The 18,122-nt window shown below is 64.4% G+C and carries 18 protein-coding genes; 11 read left to right on the top strand and 7 right to left on the bottom strand.

From position 1 onward, the window contains the following. Window positions 1-44 precede the first annotated feature (44 nt). From ACT2FV_RS12010 to ACT2FV_RS11985, 6 genes are all read left to right on the top strand, one after another. Complete coding sequence (locus ACT2FV_RS12010) at window positions 45-1,046, top strand: bestrophin family protein (RefSeq protein ID WP_226117199.1); 1,002 nt, start codon at window positions 45-47, stop codon at window positions 1,044-1,046. 296 nt (window positions 1,047-1,342) lie between these two features. Beyond that, window positions 1,343-2,122 carry an acetoacetate decarboxylase gene (locus ACT2FV_RS12005; protein ID WP_124627218.1) on the top strand — a complete coding sequence of 260 codons (780 nt, stop codon included), beginning with the start codon at window positions 1,343-1,345 and terminating at the stop codon, window positions 2,120-2,122. Between the two features lie 15 nt (window positions 2,123-2,137). Then, entirely contained in the window at window positions 2,138-2,920 is a 783-nt protein-coding gene (locus ACT2FV_RS12000; protein WP_124902551.1) for a 3-hydroxybutyrate dehydrogenase, read from the top strand. 10 nt (window positions 2,921-2,930) lie between these two features. Continuing rightward, window positions 2,931-4,202 carry a DUF3734 domain-containing protein gene (locus tag ACT2FV_RS11995; protein ID WP_444503960.1) on the top strand — a complete coding sequence of 424 codons (1,272 nt, stop codon included), beginning with the start codon at window positions 2,931-2,933 and terminating at the stop codon, window positions 4,200-4,202. A 176-nt stretch (window positions 4,203-4,378) separates the two neighbouring features. Beyond that, window positions 4,379-5,383 carry a VTT domain-containing protein gene (locus ACT2FV_RS11990; RefSeq protein WP_151047514.1) on the top strand — a complete coding sequence of 335 codons (1,005 nt, stop codon included), beginning with the start codon at window positions 4,379-4,381 and terminating at the stop codon, window positions 5,381-5,383. A gap of 403 nt (window positions 5,384-5,786) precedes the next feature. Continuing rightward, window positions 5,787-6,020, top strand: coding sequence for a hypothetical protein (locus ACT2FV_RS11985; RefSeq protein ID WP_151047442.1), 234 nt, complete (start codon window positions 5,787-5,789; stop codon window positions 6,018-6,020). Here the strand turns inward: ACT2FV_RS11985 and ACT2FV_RS11980 are convergent. The 3 genes from ACT2FV_RS11980 to ACT2FV_RS11970 all read right to left on the bottom strand — a co-directional run bounded on the left by ACT2FV_RS11980 (window position 6,014) and on the right by ACT2FV_RS11970 (window position 10,992). Then, entirely contained in the window at window positions 6,014-7,570 is a 1,557-nt protein-coding gene (locus tag ACT2FV_RS11980; protein ID WP_151047440.1) for a DHA2 family efflux MFS transporter permease subunit, read from the bottom strand. The genes ACT2FV_RS11985 and ACT2FV_RS11980 overlap by 7 nt on opposite strands. 103 nt (window positions 7,571-7,673) lie before the next feature. Beyond that, complete coding sequence (locus ACT2FV_RS11975; RefSeq protein ID WP_059606207.1) at window positions 7,674-8,990, bottom strand: HlyD family secretion protein; 1,317 nt, start codon at window positions 8,988-8,990, stop codon at window positions 7,674-7,676. Between the two features lie 34 nt (window positions 8,991-9,024). After that, window positions 9,025-10,992, bottom strand: coding sequence for an efflux transporter outer membrane subunit (locus ACT2FV_RS11970; protein WP_444503959.1), 1,968 nt, complete (start codon window positions 10,990-10,992; stop codon window positions 9,025-9,027). 456 nt (window positions 10,993-11,448) lie between these two features. Here ACT2FV_RS11970 and ACT2FV_RS11965 point away from each other — a divergent pair, with 456 nt between their 5' ends. The 4 genes from ACT2FV_RS11965 (at window position 11,449) to gfa (ending at window position 14,000) form a co-directional block, all read left to right on the top strand. Then, entirely contained in the window at window positions 11,449-11,949 is a 501-nt protein-coding gene (locus ACT2FV_RS11965) for an Ohr family peroxiredoxin (protein ID WP_444503958.1), read from the top strand. A gap of 148 nt (window positions 11,950-12,097) precedes the next feature. Then, window positions 12,098-12,577, top strand: coding sequence for a carboxymuconolactone decarboxylase family protein (locus ACT2FV_RS11960; protein WP_444503957.1), 480 nt, complete (start codon window positions 12,098-12,100; stop codon window positions 12,575-12,577). Window positions 12,578-12,581: 4 nt separating this feature from the next. Next, window positions 12,582-12,986, top strand: a complete 405-nt coding sequence (locus ACT2FV_RS11955; RefSeq protein WP_444503956.1) for a cupin domain-containing protein — start codon at window positions 12,582-12,584, stop codon at window positions 12,984-12,986. 438 nt (window positions 12,987-13,424) lie between these two features. After that, window positions 13,425-14,000, top strand: a complete 576-nt coding sequence (gene gfa / locus ACT2FV_RS11950; RefSeq protein WP_059606341.1) for an S-(hydroxymethyl)glutathione synthase — start codon at window positions 13,425-13,427, stop codon at window positions 13,998-14,000. A 160-nt stretch (window positions 14,001-14,160) separates the two neighbouring features. On the opposite strand, the gene ACT2FV_RS11945 is transcribed toward gfa, so the two are convergent. The 4 genes from ACT2FV_RS11945 to ACT2FV_RS11930 form a co-directional block, all read right to left on the bottom strand. Further along, window positions 14,161-14,607 (bottom strand): DoxX family protein, encoded by a 447-nt coding sequence (locus tag ACT2FV_RS11945; RefSeq protein WP_444503955.1) that lies wholly within the window; start codon window positions 14,605-14,607, stop codon window positions 14,161-14,163. Between the two features lies 1 nt (window position 14,608). Continuing rightward, window positions 14,609-16,498, bottom strand: coding sequence for an amidohydrolase (locus tag ACT2FV_RS11940; RefSeq protein WP_124627235.1), 1,890 nt, complete (start codon window positions 16,496-16,498; stop codon window positions 14,609-14,611). Window positions 16,499-16,517: 19 nt separating this feature from the next. Further along, a complete protein-coding gene (locus tag ACT2FV_RS11935) occupies window positions 16,518-16,685 on the bottom strand; it encodes a DUF1427 family protein (RefSeq protein WP_059606194.1) in 168 nt (55 codons plus the stop codon). Between the two features lie 169 nt (window positions 16,686-16,854). Next, window positions 16,855-17,541 carry a hydrolase gene (locus ACT2FV_RS11930; RefSeq protein WP_059606334.1) on the bottom strand — a complete coding sequence of 229 codons (687 nt, stop codon included), beginning with the start codon at window positions 17,539-17,541 and terminating at the stop codon, window positions 16,855-16,857. 309 nt (window positions 17,542-17,850) lie between these two features. On the opposite strand from ACT2FV_RS11930, the gene ACT2FV_RS11925 reads away from it, so the two are divergent. After that, complete coding sequence (locus ACT2FV_RS11925) at window positions 17,851-18,120, top strand: XapX domain-containing protein (protein ID WP_151047426.1); 270 nt, start codon at window positions 17,851-17,853, stop codon at window positions 18,118-18,120. Window positions 18,121-18,122 lie beyond the last annotated feature (2 nt).

Here is an 18,122-nt window from a genome sequence, read left to right as displayed (position 1 = left end):
CGCCGTCTTCGTCACCCACCTGACTCAACGATGAGGCAAATAAAATGCACATGGGGAAATCGTACAAACTGTCGGAGTTCCTGATCTGGACGCGCTGGAAAATTTACGAGCTGCTCGTTTTCGGTTCCGTTCCGGTTGTCCTGTACAAGTTTTTCTCCGTTACGTGGCTGTCGATCCCCCTGACGATCGTGGTTCTGCTCGGAACTGCCACGTCGTTCATCGTCGGCTTCAAGAACGTTCAAACCTACAACCGCGCAATGGACGCGCTGGACATCTGGACGGATATCCTGAGCACGAGCCGGCGCTGGGGCCAATTCGTCCGCGACTTCGTCACCGATGACGAGATCGCCCGAACACTCGTCGATCGCCACCTGGCGTGGCTGACCGCGCTGCGCTACGACCTGCGCCGCCCGCGCATCTGGGAAAGCACGAACAAACGCTACAACGCAGAGTACCGCCGGTTCTATCGTGTTCCGGAGTGGGAAAAGGACATCAGCGAATTGTTGCCGAAGTACCTCTCCTCGACCGAAACGGAACAGTCGCTCTCCTCGGCTTGCATCGCAACGTTCGTGCTGAGCCTGCAGGGCACTTCGCTCCGGACGCTTCACATGGCCGGGCATCTGAATTCGAACTTTTACATGGAGCTTCAGAAAACCGTCGGCGATTTCATCGATCTCCAGGCAAGATCGGAACGCTTCAAGAACTTTCCCTACCCGCGTCAGTATGCGACCGTCAGCTCCCTGTTCGTCCGGTTCTTCTGCCTGTCGCTTCCGTTCGGTCTTCTGAACGAATTCAACCGGTTGAACGATAGCGTCAGCGGTTTCATGCACGGCAACATGGTCTGGCTGGTCGTGCCGTGCAGCGTCGCCGTTTCCTGGATGTACACCTCGCTCGAGCAGGTTGGCGAAAGCACGGAGAACCCGTTCGAAGGCGGCGCCAACGATGTGCCCATTTCAACGCTGTGCAGCACGATCGAGCGCGATCTGAAAGCGATGCTCGGTGAACATGCGCGCGATCCGTCGAGCCGCACCATCATCGCGCTGTAGCGCGTCACACGTCTTTCGTTTCGCCATCCTCCCTTCGTCGATTGTTGTCGCCGAGACAACATGATGAGGTCCGTCGCGACGCTACTGCCGCACGAGCACATCGCCTACGCTTGGCGATGACGGTGGCCGTGCATGCATGCCCGATCCCCTCCGGGAAACGGACACGACACCGCAAGTGCAACGTGCGACCCGCGCGGCCGTCTGCGCCGCGTCGCGTCGTCGCGCGTCATTGGCCGCGGCAGCCAAGGCTGTTGCCATGGGTGTGACCCAGCACCTCATCAACCGAGGAACGATCCGTGACAGAAGAAGATATCCGCAGCAACGCATTCGCGATGCCCGTGCACAACCCGGCGTATCCGCGTCCGCCTTTCCGCTTCGTCAATCGGGAGTATTTCATCATCTCGTACGAGACGGACATGGACGCCCTCCGGGCCGTCGTCCCGGAACCTCTGACGGTCGACCAGGCCGTCGTCCATTACGAGTTCATCCGGATGCCCGATTCGTCGGGATTCGGTGACTACACCGAAAGCGGTCAGGTGATCTCCGTTCTTGACGAGGACGGCACGCGAGCCAATTTCACGCATGCGATGTACCTCGACGACGAAGGCCCCATCGCCGCCGGACGGGAAATCTGGGGATTTCCCAAGAAACTGGCGTCGCCGCGGCTCTGCGTCGACGGCAAGGACACGCTGCTCGGCACGCTCGACTACGGCACGCAGCGCATCGCCACCGGAACGATGGGTTACAAGTACCGCGCGCTCGACACGGAAGCCGAGCGCCGCAAGCTCGCCGGCACGCCCAACTATCTGCTCAAGGTCATTCCGCACGTCGACGGCACCGCGCGCATCTGCGAACTGGTGCGCTTCTTCCTACGCGATGTCGACGTGATCGGCGCATGGGAGGGGCCTGCCGCGCTCGAACTGCATCCGCATGCGCTCGCGTCGGTTGCCGACCTGCCGGTTCGCAAGGTGATCGGCGCGCGCCACGTCATCGCACATCTCACACTCGATATCGGCGAAGTGGCCCATGACTACCTCGCCCCCGCCGCGTCGCTGAAGCTCGCGGTCAACCAGTAAACCTCCGGAGGACGTATGGCACTGAATGACAAGGTCGCGCTCGTGACGGGCGCGGCAAGCGGTATCGGCGATCTGTGCGCACGCAAGCTAGCAGCGGACGGCGCCACGGTCGTGATCGCCGATCTGAACCTCGCGGCCGCGCGCAAGGTTGCGGACGACATCGTCGCGAGCGGAGGGAAGGCATTGGCGATCGCGATGGACGTCACCAGCGAGGAAGCCGTCGATGCGGGCATGGCCGAAACGGTGAACCGGCTGGGCGGAATCGACGTGCTCGTGTCGAACGCCGGCATCCAGATCGTCAACCGGATCGAGGACTACGCATTTTCCGACTGGAAGAAGATGCTGGCCATTCACCTGGACGGTGCATTCCTGACGACGCGTGCCGTCATCAGGCACATGTACGCGTCGAACAAGGGCGGCACGGTGATCTACATGGGCTCGGTGCATTCGCACGAGGCCTCGCCGCTGAAGTCCGCCTACGTGACCGCGAAGCACGGGCTGCTCGGTCTCGCGCGCGTCGTCGCGAAGGAAGGCGGGCCACGCGGCGTACGCGCCAATGTCGTGTGCCCGGGCTTCGTCAGGACGCCGCTGGTCGACAAGCAGATTCCGGAGCAGGCGAAAGCGCTGGGCATCTCCGAACAGCAGGTCGTCAAGGACGTGATGTTGAGAGAGACCGTCGACGGCGAATTCACGTCGGCGGCCGATGTCGCGCACACGGTTGCGTTCCTGGCCGGCTTCGAGTCGAACGCGCTCACCGGACAATCGATCGTCGTCAGCCACGGCTGGTTCATGCAGTAAGGAGAACACCATGTATTCGAGCCAGCGTAACAAGCTGAAGCAGCCCCATCGCATCAAGCTGCCCGCGTATGACGAAATCGGACTCGTGCTGCAGGGTGGCGGCGCACTCGGCTCCTATCAGGCCGGCGTGTATGAAGGCATGGCCGAAGTCGGCGTGGAGCCGACGCGAATCGCCGGCATATCGATCGGCGCGCTGAATACGGCGATCATCGCCGGCAATGCGCCGGCGGACCGCACGGATGCACTCCGCGGCTTCTGGAACACCATCAGTCAGCCGGGCGATACGCTCGCTCACGTCGGCGCGTCCATGTCGGCGTGGCCCGGGCTTGCCGACGTGGGGCGCAGGTGGTCGAGCGCGTGGGCCGCCACGCGAACGCTGATGGAAGGCCAGAACGGATTCTTCTCGCCGCGCACGCACGTGCCTTTCGCCGGATTCGGCGCAAAGCGTCCCGATCAGGTCAGCTACTACGACACGTCGGCGTTGCGTGAAACGCTCCTGCGGTACGCCAACTTCGACCGCATCAACGACGGAAACATTCGCGTTTCCGTCGGAGCGGTCAATGTGCGAACGGGCAATCTCGTCTATTTCGACAATACGAAAATGCGCCTGGCGCCGGAGCATTTCATCGCGTCCGGCGCGCTGCCGCCGGGCTTTCCGGCCGTCGAGATCGATGGCGAGTTCTACTGGGACGGTGGCCTCGTTTCCAATACGCCGCTCACCGAGATCATCCGCGAAAGCCAGCACAAGGACACGCTCGTCTTCCAGCTCGATCTGTGGAGCTCGCGCGGCAAGTTGCCGGGCAACTTCCTCGATGTCAGCGAACGCACCAAGGACATTCAGTATTCGAGCCGCACGCGCGCGATCACCGCGTTCATGTCGCAGAACCAGAAACATGCGCAGATGATCAAGGCGCTGCTCGAACACATTCCGGAACACGTGCGGCTTGCCCACCCGCTGCTGCGGGAAGCTCAGAAAACGGCGGATGGCAGTGCCGTGAACGTGGTGCACCTGATCTACAAGAACAAGACGTTCGAGGGGCACTACAAGGACTATGAGTTCAGCAAGGACACGATGCGCGAGCATTGGGCGAGCGGTCTCGAGGATATTCGCCGTTCGTTCGGACTCCCGGAGTGGTTCGAGATTCCGAGCCGGGAAATCGGCTTCGTCACGCGAGACGTGCACCGCTATCGGCACGACGTGGACGAAGCCGGCAGCCTCGGCAAGCATGCTTCTCCCGCGGAACAACTGCCGCCTGAGAAGGAATCGTCCGTCGCCGGGTAACCCGTATCGACGCCAGCCGCGGGTGAGCCGGGCGGTCGGCCGCGTGCCGGCGACGCCGTGACCGGCGGCCCGCCTGCTCTGTTCCCGACTCGCGGTACCGCCCTTGCAGGACCGCTTCAGGCGGAGCCATGACCGATCGTCGAGATCGCGCATGCGCCCGCCTCAAGGAGAGCACCATGATGTCGCATGAAATGATCGCGCGGTACGGCACGTTGATCGTATTCCTGAACGTTCTAGGGTCGTCGCTCGGCCTGCCGCTGCCTGCCATTCCGACCTTGGTCACGGTAGGCGCAGGCATCGCGCTCGTGACCCATGTCGCGTCGTCGACGCTGCTGCATTTCTCGACGATACTGGCCGCCGCCGTGGTTGGCGGCCTGCTCGGCGACCTGGTCTGGTACCAGGGTGGAAAACGGTACGGCAAGCGCACGCTTCACACCGTCTGCAAACTGACACCGTCGCGCGACGCGTGCGTCAGGACGACGGAGCGCTTCTTCGGGCGTTGGGGCGTTCGCGTGCTCGTGATCGCGCGGTTCGTACCCGGCCTGTCACTCGTGGCCGTTCCGCTATGCGGCGCGATGGCCGTCAGGTTGCGCGCCTTTATCTTGCATGACTGCATCGGCATTGCGCTGTGGGCGTCGATCGGTCTGGCCGTCGGCACACTGTTCGCCTCGCAGATCGACGCGGTCTTCGCCCTCGTCACTCGTCTTGGCTGGCATGTGCTCATCGTGATCGGCATCGCACCGGCGTTGTATCTTCCGTATCGCCACTGCCGCCGACGGATGCTGGCAAGCGCGCTCGGGAAAGCGCGGATCAGCGCGGGTGAACTGCATGCGTTGCTCGCGAGCAATCCGCGGCCGGCCGTGATCGATATCCGTTCCGCCGAGCGAAGAATGCTCGATCCGTTCGTCATCCCGGGCGCGGTGATCGGCGATGAACGCAAGCCGCGCCAGATCATGGAGCGCTATGGCACGAACCGGACGCTCGTCATCTATTGTGCGTGCCCGCACGAAACGTCCGCCGTGTCGGTGGCCAGGCAGTTGCGCCTGTCCGGTGTCAAGCTCGCGTTACCGCTCACCGGCGGTATCGATGCATGGCGCGTCGCGGGCTTCGACGTGGAACCGATGGTCGCGATGAACGACGCGGCAATCGCCCCGGAGGAGCGGAACGCCTTCACGTATTGACGCCGTGGCGCGCCCGGGTTCCCGGGCAGCGCGGTATCGCACCGTTGGCGGCCTGTCGGGCCGCCGATTCGCCTGACGACGGACAACACCTCCATGGCGCCTCCATCGGCTCACGCAGCGAGTGCCGGACCTCGGCATCGCGACCCACGCTAGCCGGGTTTCACGCCTCTTCTTGGTCACATCCTCGGCGGACCTGACACCCTCTCCCGACCACAGTTGCGCCATGCGGCGACTGCGCCGCTTGTCTCGAACCCGGGGCAAGACGATCTGTCGATCGCGTAACGGATAAAGCGTTCCTTCCGCCGTTGCGCGCCTGGCGGGCGCATTCCCCGACACAGACAGTGAGATCGGCGTAACGGACGTTCGACGTCAGCACGCTTGGAACGCCATCCGGCGCGTTTCCGTGACGACGAAGGCACTGGTTGGCCGCGGACGGCTTGATCAGTTTGACGAAGCGTTTGACGCAAGGTGTGGCCGCTTCCTGCAACGACCCGCCCGGTCCGCCGAATGCGACCGCATGGTGTCCATCATTTTGACGGACACCATGCCGACATCGATCCTCAAGGGTTTGGCGCATCCCGGCTCGGCGGCGTGCGAGCGATCGCCACCGCGCGACGCCAGCGGGCTCGTTCAGTGACCGCCTGCCGCGATCCCGCCGCCGCCGCACTTGCCCGGCCGGGTGAGCCAAACCAGCGGAATGATCACGATGAAGATGATCGACGACAACCAGAAGATGTCGTTCAGCGCGAGCATCGCAGCCTGTGCATTCAGCGTGCGTTCGAAAAACGCCGACGCCTGATCGACGCCGCCGCCTAGCGTCGCCTGGAGCTGCGTGACGGCACTCGTGTAAGCGGGGTTGTTCACGCTCGATTGCTCGGCGAGCCGCGCATGATGCAGGATCGTCCGGTCGTTCCATCCGGTCGCGATCAGCGAGGTGCCGACGCCGCCCGCGAACACACGCACGAAATTCGACAGCCCGGCGGCGGCCGGAATCCGGTCGGGCGCGAGGCCCGACAGAATGATCGCGGTAAGCGGCGTGAAAAAGAGCGCCATCGGAATACCCTGCAACAGGGTCGGCAGCACCAGCGTGTAGGGGTCGACGCCCGTCGTGTAACGCGAGCGCATGAAGAACACGCCCGCGAAACCCACGAAGGCCAGCGTCGCGAGCACCCGCGCGTCGGACTTCGGCATGATCTTCGCCATCAACGGTGCGAGCAGCACGGCGAAGATCCCGAGCGGCGCCGTCACGAGTCCGGCGTCCACCGATCGATAGCCGAGATAGCCCTGAATCCATTGCGGCAGGATCACGAGGTTCGAGAAGAATACCGCGTATGCGACCGAGATCGCGATCGTGCCGCCGCGGAAGTTGCGCACCGCGAACAGGCGAATGTCCACGATCGGGTTGCGCGCCGTGAACTCCCAGATCAGGAAGAACAGGAAGCTGACGGCCGCAATCACGGCAAGCGAGCAGATCACAGGCGAGCTGAACCAGTCGAGATCCTTGCCCTTGTCGAGCATGATCTGCAGCGTCGCGACCCATACGACCAGCGACATCAGGCCGACTTTGTCGATGGGCAGCTTGCGCACCTGCGTCTCACGGTCGCGATAGATCATCCACGTCACGCCGGCCGCGAACAGGCCGACCGGAATGTTGATGTAGAAGATCCACGACCAGCTGTAGCTGTCGGTGATCCAGCCGCCCAGCGCGGGACCGGCGATCGGGCCGACCGTCGCGGTCATCGACCAGAGCGCGAGCGCGGTCGAGCTCTTCTCCTTCGAATACGAACCCAGCAGGATCGCCTGCGAAAGCGGAATCAGCGGCCCCGCGACGGCGCCCTGCAATACGCGCGCGGCGAGCAGCACGAGCAGGTTCGGCGCGATGCCGCACAGCCACGACGAGAACACGAACAGCACGATCGCGGCCACGAACAACCTGATCTGCCCGACGCGCTGCGTGAGCCATCCGGTCAGCGGAATTGCGACGGCATTGGCCGCCGAGAACAGCGTGATCACCCACGTGCCTTCGTCGACGGATACGCCGAGGTTTCCGGAGATGGTCGGAATCGCGACGTTGGCGATCGACGAATCGAGCACGTTCATGAACGTCGCGAGCGCGACGGCGAGCGTCGCCAGCACCAGCTTTCCGCCCGTCAGCGGTGGCGGCGCGGGTTGAGTCGAGGAATTCATCTTGCTCACACTCCGAAGGTCGACCGCGCCGGCACATCGTTCCGGCCAGTCGGATGATTGAATCGACCGGAACGCGACTGCAACGCGTATCCGGGTCGACGGTTCAACTCGCGCGCCGCGTCGTGTCGCGCGGGTCCTTTGCATCGCGCGTGGCGGAAGCCGTCGGCTCGCCGCCACGCGCCGTCGTACCCGCACGCCCGATGACGATGTTGCGCGCGATGATCTTCTCGATCTCGGCGTCCGCCTGTGCGCCGTATTCGGCAAACACGTCCGTGCGATATGACGTGTTCGTCGCCGCGCCGAGCTGCGGGCCCGTGTCGTCGCGCGTATCCACGTCGACGTCCATCGACAGTCCGATGCGCAGCGGATGCGCGTCGAGTTCCTTCGGGTCGAGCTGGATGCGCGCGGGCAGGCGCTGAACGATCTTGATCCAGTTACCTGTCGCGTTCTGCGCGGGCAGGCTCGCGAATGCGCTGCCCGTGCCCGCCGAGAAGCCGACCACGCGGCCGTGATACCTGACCTTTCCGCCGTACACGTCGGCCGTCAGCGTGACGGGTTGACCGATGCGCATGTTGCGCAACTGGCTTTCCTTGTAGTTCGCGTCGACCCACACGCCGTCGAGCGGCACGATCGCCATCAATGGCATGCCGGGCGACACGCGCTGGCCGACCTGAACCGAGCGCTTCGCGACATAGCCGGTGACGGGCGCGGGCAGCACGTTGCGCGCGTACGCCAGATACGCGTCGCGCACCTTCGACGCGGCCGCCTGCACGTTCGGGTGCTGGTCGATCGTCGTGCCGTCCGTCAATGCGCGGTTGGCCTCCGCCTGTCGACGCGCGGCGTCGAGCGCGGCCCGCGCGGCCGCCACGGTGTCGCGCGCGTGCGCGATGTCCTCGGCCGACACGGCTCCCGTATCGGCGACGGCCACGCGACGACGCAGGTCCTCCTGGGCTCGCACGAGATCGGACTGCTTCTGCGCGACGTTCGCGGCATACAGATCGTCGTTCACGTAGAGACTGCTCACTTGCCGCACGGTCTGACCCAGCGCCGCTTCGGCGTTGCCGAGCGCGACTTTCGCATCGGCGGCGTCAAGCGTGACGACGGGTTCCCCCGCCTTCACGATCTGCGTATCGTCGGCGTTCACGGCAACGACGGTACCCGCCACCTGCGGCGTCAGCTGCACGAGATTGCCGCTGACGTACGCATCGTCGGTGGATTCGTGGTAGCGCGCGAACGTCAGGTAGTACGCGGTGTAGGCAACCGACGCCGCCACGACCGTCACGCCGAGCAGCGCCAGCAGCAGCCGGCGGCGGCGCGTCGCGTCTTCGCTTGCGACATCGTCGCCTCCCGACGGCGACGTATCACGATTCACGCGGGGTGCGTCGACCGGCTTGCGTACCGGCGGATTGATTTCGCTCATTTCAATTCTCCAGGCAGATTCGATGGATCGCCGCTCAGCGCGCGGCGACAGCGGGCACGGCCGATACGCGCGCATCGGCATGTGCCGCGGTGCCCGCGCCTGCGAATGACGTGTCGACGAAGCCACCGCCCAGCGCGGACGCGAGCGCAATCTGACGATCGCGGCGGTCCATGCGCAGATTCGCGACGCGCTGATCGGCGGAAAGTGCGTTGACGTCGGCGTTCAACACGGTCAATTGATTCGTGAGACCAGCCTTGTACTGCACGAGCGCCAGCGCGGCCGCCTTCAGCGCGGCTTGCTGCGCGGTCAGCGCATCGACCAGCTGTGCGTCCGTCGAACGCACGTCGGCGACTTGCGTCGCGACTTCGCTCAGCGCGGTGACGAGCGCCTGGTTATAGGTCGCGACGGCGAGATCGAAGTCCGCATAGCGCCCCTTCAGTTGCGCACGGAGTGCGCCAGCGTCGAAGATCGGCAGGTGGATGGCCGGTCCGACCGACGCGGTGCGGCTCGCCGCCGTCAGGAAACGGCCGAAGCCGAACGCATCGAGTCCGATCGCGGCGCTCAGGTTGATGTCCGGATAGAACTCGGCCTTCGCTTCCTTCACGCCGTGCGCGAGCGCATCGACACGCCATCGGGCAGCCACGATGTCGGGGCGCCGGCTCACGAGATCCGCAGGCAGATTGTCGGGCAGGCGTACCTCGTTGCCGGTGCCGAGCGTCGGTCGCGCGATCCCCAGGCCGCGATCGGGACCGGCGCCGACCAGCGCGGCAATCTGGTAGCGCGCCGCGAGGATCCGGCCGTCGAGCGATTTCAGCAACGCACGGCTGGTCGCGAGATTCGCACGGGCGGTCTCTCGCTCGACCTGCGTATCGAGCCCGGTCGCGATTCGGGCCGCGGCGATGCGATCGATCTGCTCGCGCCGGGCGATCTCCCGCTGCGCGATGTCGTGCAACAGGAACAGGCGTGCAAATTCGTTGTAGGTACGCGCGATCGCGGTCGTGAGCGTCAGCCTGACCGCTTCCGCGTCGGCGCGGCTCGCCTGCAGATCGGACACCGACTCGCGCAGCGCCTCGCGTTTCTTGCCCCAGAGGTCGAGCTCGTACGAAGCGCCCAGGATGCCGCGGTTCTCCGTCTGCCATGACCCGCCGTACGGCGGCGGCACGAGCGCCGTTCCGGAAAACTGTTGACGCGTGAGCGCGTAGCTGGCGTCGACGCGCGGCATCGTCCCCGCTCGCGCGGATTCGCTGTAGGCCTGCGCGGCCGCCACGCGTGCACGCGCCTGATCGAGCGTCGGGCTGCTGTTGAGTGCCTCGTCGATCAAGGACTTCAACTGGCCGTCACCGAACTGATCGGCCCAATCCGCGGTCGGCCAATGTCCTTGCTCGAACGGCAGGCTCCATTGCGTTGCGTAATGCTGTGGATCGGTCATCGCCGCATCGCCGTGAATGCCGGCGTAGTTCGCGCATGCCGACAACGCCGATGCGACGATCGCCGGCACGCCGGCTCGGGACACGCGCAATCCATACCGCCGCGCGGTCGAAAGCATGGTCGTCGCGCGTCCCTTCACGAGCGCGATCAATGTCCGGATGCCGATCCATGGATTCAGCAAGCCGCGGCGTACCTGCCCGCTGTGACCGACACCGCACACGCACCAGCTGCAGAAGTGCTCGCAGTTGTTCGTCAGGAGCCGATAGTGGTCCTCGCCGAGGCGCGACCAGGCCCGCTCGACGACAGCGATTCCGGTATAGATGGCGTCCGGATCCGCCTGAACACGGATGCCGTTTCCCGCCGCGAAGCGACGCAACGGGATGCATTCCACCGGACACCGCCTCGCGGAACGATCGAAGCCGCCATAGTGAACAACCAGGCCGTCTCCCACGTAGATGCCGTGATGCACATACCCGTCGCGCTCGCTGACGAGATGCGCGCCAGCGTCGATGTTGGGTTCCGACCGAATCGGTACGTGCGAAAGCGTCGGCCAATCGATATTCAAAGTGTCCATCGCGAGCCTCCGATTACGTAGGTGTGCCGCATGTCGCGTCACCGATGGGTTGCCTGCATGCGCGAACCGAAGGTCGGCCCGCATTCCCGTGCCGTCATACTAGGATCCGCACTCACGCGCAGGTAGACCCGCATCGGAACACTTTCCCGTTCCTCATCGGCACCAATCGGCCGCGTCCCCGCGGTCGTGGAACGCTCGATGCGAGCGACATCCGCCGCTCTCGCCGCATTGGTGCGAAGCGGGAAACACCATGCATCCCTGAACGATCTGGTCCGACGATCCGTCTTTGCCTAGCATGCAAGAGCGCTGGGGCCATCGTTCGGATGGCGGTCGTGGGGAACGGCCTGCAGGCAAGCGTTGCACCATTGCGCCGATTCGCTTCGGGAAACGACGCGCCACACCGATCCGCAGGGCTCGGAACACTCGCGCCGATCAATACAAGCAACCGGGAGGAATATGGAGAACGAGAGGTTGCAACCTCCGCCGCTGACGCTGCTCGACAAATACCGCGGACGAGAATTCGCGGCGCTCTACACGACCACGGTCACCGTATCCGGCGGCCAGTCCGGTCATGGCCGTGCATCGGGCATCGCACGATCCGACGACGGCTGTCTCGCCCTCGATCTGCGATTGCCGACCGAACTCGGCGGCCCGGGCGGCGGGACCAACCCCGAACAACTTCTCGCTGCCGGCTACGCCGCGTGCTTTCACGGCGCGCTGAGCCTGCTCGCGCAACGCGACCGGATCGACATCCGGGAAGCGACCGTCGCTGTCGAAGTGACGTTTGGTCGCGATCCGGTCGATGGCGGATATGCGCTGACCGCCAACGTCACCATCCGCATGCCGGGCGTGAACCGGCATGTCGCGGAGCGTCTCGTCCGGGACACGGAGCGCCTGTGCCCCTATTCGAAGATGGCGCGGCAGGGAATCTGCAATGTCGTCGGCGTGTCGACGTGATTGGTGCCGAAGCGGCAACAGAGTGCGCACGTTCCCGGTTCTACCGGCCCGCCGGACCCGCTATTACGATGGTTGACAGGCAGGTCGTGCGATGCATCGCCATGCGCACGGCCACTCGTGCCACTTTCACCAATCAGGAGAACGGATCATGTCGCAACGTATCAATTATTTTCAGCAATCGCCGGATCTGACCAGGAAACTCGTCGAACTCGACGGGTTGCTTCAGAAGACGACGATCGAGGTTCCGGTGCGCGAGCTCGTCGAGATTCGCGCGTCGCAGCTCAACGGCTGCGCGTTCTGTGTCGACATGCACATCAAGATGGCGAAGATCCATGGCGAGCGTGAACTGCGCGTGCATCACGTCTCGATCTGGCGCGAGTCGCCGCTGTTTTCGCCGCGCGAGCGTGCCGCGCTCGAATGGACCGAGGCACTGACGCATCTCTCGTCGCATGGCGTGCCGGACGATCTCTACGAACGCGTGCGGGCCCATTATTCCGAGAAGGAACTGTCGGATCTCACCGTCCTCGTGGGTGCGATCAACTGCTGGAACCGGCTGAACGTCGCGTTCAGCGTCGTGCCCGGCTCGTTCGACAAGATGTTCGGGCTCGACAAGGCCAACCTGGAGTAACGACATGAAACGCATCGTGCTCGCACTTGCACCGCTTGCGCTGTCGCTGCTGATGCCCGTTCAGCCGGTCGCCGCCGCACCGCAAGCCAAGGTCACGCAACTGACAACGGAACCGTTGCCCGAGTATCCGGGCAAGGAAGTCGAGATGATCGTCGTGGATTATCCGCCAGGCAGCGTCGACCCCATCCATCGCCACGACGCACACGCATTCGTCTATGTGCTCGACGGCAGCATCGTGATGGGCCTGAACGGCGGCAAGACGGTCACGCTCCATGCCGGCGACACGTTCCACGAAGGCCCGGAGGACGTACACACAGTTGGACGAAACGCCAGCGGCACGAAGCCGGCAAAATTCGTCGTATTCCTGATCAAGAACAAGGGCGCCCCCGTCCTCACGCCAGTGAAATAGCGGGACCGTCGTCGAGGCCCGGCAGCGCCGGGCCCGCCCCCAACGTTCGACCTGCCGGAGGCGCGCTCAGGCGCGCCGGACGAAATTGGGCGACGCCCGAGCGTGGCGTCCGTGTGGCACCCGTTCGGCGTGCCCCGTCTCGACGATCGCCGCCCTCGGTTGATCGCCGGGTATACTCCCCGCCAGTATCCGCATATACTCCCCCCCAGTTTGATGCCAGCGCGTGAGAGCCAACATGCGGCCGGAGCACGGATGCGGGCTCCCGCATCCGTGCGTTGCGATGAAAGGCAGATCGATTCTTCAGCGGATTGCAGCCGTGCATGGCGCGCTCAAAGGGTCGATGATGGAGCCTCGGCGCAAAGACGCACCCGATCCGATGCACGCAGGAAAGTCGATCCGAACCGTCGTTCAACTGAAGCAACGAAGAGGAGCATGAACATGTCCGTCGCCATTCATCCCGCTGTCGATCAAGGCATTCAGAAGGGAGCCGCCGAATTCGCGGGCGGTACGCTGCGCTGCCTGTGCACGCAGGATCCGGTCGAGGTTCGGGTCGACGCCCAGGTCGCGTTCAATCACGCGTGCGGCTGCACGAAGTGCTGGAAACCGGCTGGTGCGCTGTTTGCAGTCGTGGGCGTCGTGCCGCGCGACAAGGTCACCGTGACCGCGCACGGCGAGAAACTGCGGGTCGTGGACGACAAGGCGCTGATCCAGCGCCACGCGTGCACCGCCTGCGGCACGCATCTGTTCGGGCGTATCGAAAATGCCGATCATGCGTTTTACGGCCTGGACTTCATCCATACCGAACTGTCGCAGGATGTCGGCTGGGACGGCCCCGGCTTCGCCGCGTTCGTATCGTCGATCATCGAGAGCGGCACGCCGCCGTCGTTGATGGCGGACGTGCGCGACACGCTGCGCGGCAAGGGACTGGAGCCCTACGATTGCCTGAGCCCCGCGCTGATGGACATTCTGGCAACGCATACGGCCAAGGCCAAGGGGACGTACCGGGAGGCGTGAAGTCACGGCGCCACGGCCGGCGCGCGGCACGCGTCGTCGTCGCGCCGGTCGTCGGGTCGGGCGACGACGAAACCGTGCGCGATTCTCAGTGCAAGTCATGGCGCCGCGAACGGGCGCCATGATCGAACGACCTTCCTGATGCGCCATGCCGCCCTGGCGCTCAGGCGCGACCGCCCCCGTCCACACGCGGGGCGTCGCCGACCATCGTGACGAGAACCAGCGCGGCAATCAGGCCCAAGTGCTCGAAGAAGCTGTTGAGCGCCATGAAATGTTCTACGCCCGTGCGGTTCCAGAAATCGCTCGCCACGACCATCGCGACGAGCGTCAACATGCCGAGGCTGCCGGCGCCGAGCCACGTGAAGCGGCGAAACACCACGCAGAGCGAACCACCGATCTCGACGACAATCGCCAGCGCAGCCCACAGCGCGGCCGGGTGCAGGCCGAAATGCGCCTGCTCGGCCACCGCTTCGTCGAAATGCATCGCCTTGTTGATGCCGCCGATCAGAAACGCGGAGACGAGTGCAAGCCGTACCAGCGCACCGATCCACGGCTGCGCGAGCAGCACGCGGACCCATGCCGGGTTGCCGTAGAAGGTGCGCGTCGACATGTCAGATCGCCCAGCACGAACAGCCGAACGCGCCCCAGAAGCCCTTCGCGTCGGACGTCGGCAATGCGCTTGCCCATGCCCCCCCGTGCGCATGCTGGTGCACGTTGCAGGCATTCGCGCAACCGCACATCGCTGCGGCCGCCGCCCGTTGCAGCGGTGCGCCGTTGCGCTGCGTCGCGCCCCAGCCGCCATAGCCGCCGTACTCGCGCACGGGCGACCAGTCCGGCATCGCGGGCGGAATCGGCGCGTCGTGCGACGCGAACGGCCCTGCGCCCCATACGATCTTTCCGCCGACCACGGTCAGCAATGCGGTCGTGCCCGCGATGTCGTCCTCGGCGCACGCGAAGAAATCGCGATCCGGGACCACGAGGTCGGCAAGCTGCCCGACGGCCACACGCCCTTTCTTCCCTTCCTCGTTCGAGAACCACGTCACGTATTCGGTCCACATGCGCAGCGCGGTCTCGCGATCGAGCAGGTTGCGCTGCGGATACATGCGCAGGCCGCCGACCGTCTTGCCCGTCACCAGCCACGCGAGCGACACCCACGGGTTGTACGAGGCAACACGCGTCGCGTCGGTGCCGGCCGAAACCTTGAGCCCCTTGCCGAGCATCTTCGCGACGGGCGGCGTTGCTTCAGCCGCCTGCGCACCGTAGCGCTCGACGAAGTATTCGCCCTGGTACGCCATCCTGTGCTGCACCGCGATGCCCCCGCCCAGCGCCGCAATACGATCCATCGATTTTTCGGTGATCGTCTCCGCGTGATCGAAGAACCAGTTCAGCCCTTCCAGCGGGATGTCCTTGTTGACCTTCTCGAACACGTCGAGCGCGCGGCTGATGGTTTCGTCGTAGGTCGCGTGCATGCGCCACGGCCAGCGGTTCTGCGCGAGCACGCGCACGACGCCTTCGAGATCGTCCTCCATCTGCGCGGGCAGGTCCGGACGCGCGACGCGGAAGTCCTCGAAATCCGCCGCCGAGAACACCAGCATCTCGCCCGCGCCGTTGTTGCGGAAATAGTCGGTGCCGTCGTGATACTTGGTGCTCTTCGTCCAGTTCACGAAGTCTTCCTTCTCGGCGTTCGGCTTCTGCGTGAACAGGTTGTACGCGATCCGGATCGTCATCTCGCCCGCATCGTGCAGCTTGCGGATCACTTCGTAATCGTCGGGGTAGTTCTGCGAACCGCCGCCCGCGTCGATCACGCCGGTCACGCCGAGACGGTTCAGTTCGCGCATGAAATGGCGCGTCGAGTTGTACTGGTATTCGAACGGCAGCTTCGGCCCTTTCGCGAGCGTCGCGTAGAGGATCGTCGCGTTCGGGTTCGCGAGCAGCAGGCCCGTCGGGTTGCCCGCGGCATCGCGCAGGATCGTGCCGCCCGGCGGCTCGGGTGTGTCCTTCGTATAGCCGACCACGCGCAGCGCGGCCGCGTTCAGCAGCGCGCGGTCGTACAGGTGCAGGATGAACACCGGCGTATCGGGCGCGGCCGCGTTGAGTTCGTCGATCGTCGGCAGGCGCTTCTCGACGAACTGATGTTCGGTGAAGCCGCCGACCACGCGCACCCACTGCGGCGCGGGCGTGATCGCGACCTGCCGCTTGAGCATGTCCATCGCGACCGCGAGCGAAGGCACGCCGTCCCAGCGCAGCTCCATGTTGTAGTTCAGGCCGCCACGAATCACGTGGCAGTGATTGTCGATCAGGCCCGGCAGCACGGCGCGGCCCCCGAGGTCGACGACCTTCGTCGCACGGCCGGCCAGCGGCATGACGTCCGCCTCGTTGCCGACCGCGACGAAGCGGCCCGCGGCGATCGCCACCGCCGTCGCGGTGGGGTTTGCGCGGTCGAGAGTCGTGAACCTTCCGTTGTGAAGGATCAGATCCGGTTGGGACTCGGTTGCGGTCATATACATCACCTCGTTTCGGTCAGAAGCCAAAGAGCTGTTTGAGGGTGGGGATGACCTGCACGCCGATCACCATGCCGAGCAGCCCGACCAGGGCAATCAGCGGCGGTGCCGGAGAGCGGACCTTGATTGCGCTGTAAATGACACCGATCAGCAAGCCCGCACCAAGGGAAACCAGATAAGGTTCCATACGATCAATTTCTCGGACAGGTTGGAATGCAGGCCCTAGGTCCTGGCAAACGCCTGGCGGACGGCATCGTGAATCGTCACGTTCCACCGTCCGCGTCGACGCATCGCCGAGGCGGCGCGTCCGGATCGAACACGCCGCTTCGGCATCGACAGTCGCTGACTGTCCGCGCTTACTTCGCCGGCACGGCCGGGATCGACTCGTGCGGCGTCGCGGTGCGCGGCGCGGCCTTGTGGACCATCGTGTACGCGTAGTCGACGCCCATGCCGTACGCACCCGAATGTTCCTTCGCGATTGCCATCACGGCGTCATACGTCTCGCGGTGTGCCCAGTCGCGCTGCCACTCGAGCAGGACCTGCTGCCACGTCACCGGCACCACGCCGGCCTGGATCATCCGTTGCATCGCGAAGTCGTGCGCGTCCTTCGACGTGCCGCCCGATGCATCGGCCACCATGTAGATCTCGTAGTCGCCTTCGAGCATCGCGCAGAGCGCGAACGTCGTATTGCAGACTTCGGTCCACAGGCCCGAGACGACCACCTTCTTGCGACCGTTCGCGGCCAGCGCGTCGCGCACCTTCTGGTCATCCCACGAGTTCATCGACGTGCGTTCGAGCGTCTTCTGGTTCGGGAACACGTCGAGCAGTTCGGGGTAGGTGTGACCCGAGAAGCTCTCGGATTCCACCGTCGTGATCGTGGTCGGGATGTTGAATACCTTCGCGGCCTTCGCGAGCCCGACGACGTTGTTCTTCAGCGCCTGACGATCGATCGACTGCACGCCGAATGCCATCTGCGGCTGCTGGTCGATGAAGATCAGCTGGCTGTTATGGGGGGTGAGTACTTCAAGCTTCGGATTGCTCATGGCGGTCATGTCCTTTGACGCGGAGAAAAATTTGCCTGCCTCGCCGGCAAGCGGGAGGCGCCCAATGCGCTGTGCCGGAAGGTTCGCCTGCCAGCCGTTGTCATTCAACACGCGAATCGATGGTAATGCCACTTAATCAATTCTATTAATAAAATCCCTAAATTCAGGCCTTAAAAGATCTTAAAAACCGCAGAATTCAACGGCCACATCAGAAAAGACCTGCTAGGCTATCGATTGAATTCATGCTCGTCTCCAGATCGGTAGTTATCCGTATTTTTCACACGGTTGTCATTCACTTGTCTCTGAATCATGAAGCCGTACATTTCATCGCTGCTTGCCGGAATGCTCGCCGGCGCTGTCTACTACCTGATCGGCGTGCCGTCGCCTGCTCCGCCCACGATCGCGCTGGCCGGCCTGCTGGGCATTCTTGCCGGCGAACAGATCCTGCCGGTCGCACGCCGGATGCTCGGAGGGATTCATCTGAAAACCGCGTGGAACGAGGCGAAGTGCAGCCAGCACATGTTCGGCGCGCTGCCCGGCGCCCAGGCATCCGATGCCGCCGCGAAGAAACCTCGATAGAC

This window comes from Burkholderia sp. PR2 (assembly GCF_052372875.1).
GTDB lineage: Bacteria > Pseudomonadota > Gammaproteobacteria > Burkholderiales > Burkholderiaceae > Burkholderia > Burkholderia diffusa.
The sequence above is the reverse complement of the archived record's forward strand: the minus strand, read 5'-3'. Positions and strand labels throughout refer to the sequence as shown.